Origin of the sequence: Defluviitoga sp. (assembly GCF_035349255.1) — a bacterium.
GTDB lineage: Bacteria > Thermotogota > Thermotogae > Petrotogales > Petrotogaceae > Defluviitoga.
Genome location: NZ_DAOPSE010000045.1, coordinates 6,390 through 7,823 on the forward strand (window position 1 = coordinate 6,390; position 1,434 = coordinate 7,823).

At 26.4% G+C, this 1,434-nt stretch carries 1 pseudogene; it reads left to right on the forward strand.

Annotated elements, in window-relative coordinates:
* A pseudogene (locus PKN74_RS07435) lies at positions 1–441 on the forward strand (hypothetical protein); the annotation flags it as partial.
* Between the last annotated feature and the right edge of the window lie 993 nt (positions 442–1,434).

Below are 1,434 nucleotides of genomic sequence, written 5' to 3' on the forward strand. Positions count from 1 at the left end.
AAAAATCCTAAAATCTATGAAGCCATCGTTGATTATCTTCTTTTTCTAAATGCAATAGAAGAAAGAAGGACAGAATTTAAGAATATAATAAATTTTTTTGATAGGCAAATTGCTGACTCTCTTGTTTATGAACTATATTTCAAAGAAAAATTTGCAGAAGAAGGATTATATCCCGAACCAAAAGAACGACTGCTTAATGAAGTTTATAAGTATGTAAATCCTATAAATTATGACAGATGGTCTGAACTTTATTGGAAAGATCAATTCGAAGAGCAGCTAACTACAGACGAAAAAATAGAACTACAAAATTTAGAAAAAGAGAATCTCAAAGCAATAATCGAAACTTATGAAAAAATAAGCAAAGACGAAAAAATTGATGGATTGATCAAAAAAATAAAATCTCATGATTGGGTAAAAATTATTGAGGAAGGAAGTACTTAAAGACGAAATAAGTTATCTCCAATCTTAGGGATGAGTGGTAATCCATAAGCGATTTAAGCTGTAGTTTGTAAAATTAATATTTAGTTAAAAATCTTATTATTTACAGAAAGTTGATTATATAGGTAAAGCTGTGGTTTCTAATCCAAAAACATATTGGTTAGTGAACCTAATAAATGACATTGAACTAGAAACATTGCATTTCCTGATTTACAAAGATTTTTTGTCTGATCAATCGCAAATATTAGAGGTCTTATAGATTCAATGTACAAGTTTCTAATAACTAGTTTGATGATTCTGTAGAAAATATATGAAGCTTGAGGATATAAAAGTAAAGGATTTCATAACCATCAAAGGTATTTAAGATATCTTGTTATAGATGTCCAGCATAGCTTACATCCTTATTTTCCGTAATAAATAATGAGAAAATTAACACACAACAAACAAAAAATATAAAAACTAAAATAACTTTCAAACTAAGTGCAGAAAAGTGAAGACTCATTTCACTATTCAAAAATCTTCTGAGTGGCTTTTTCACTGATTTAATCTGTTTCATAATAGGTTATTCTTTCAAACTAGGAAGGTTAAAATATTCCTTTCTTATTTTAAAAGGTAGGGATTTTGAAAATAAGTTTATTTCTGAAAGTCTCAAAGAAAAAAATTTACAATATTTAAAGAGGGTCAAAAAGAAATTTTAAATTTAAGTAACTGGTATGATTATATAAAATAAATTCATAGTGCAGGATTTGTTAATGAAAAAATTATAAGCTCAAAAGTAGATTTTTGCGTGACTTATGCTATTTATTTGTTAAAAAATTCTACATTTTTTTAAAATAGCTGTTAGATACGTTGTGACTGTATTTTGATTGCTAGTTAGATTTATTATATTATATTTTATTTCTAACTGCTTAATTAAATCTTTAATCACAAATTATTAGTTCATTTTTTAAGGTGCAAAATTCCCGCACAGTGAGAAATTGGTATGAAGTGAATATT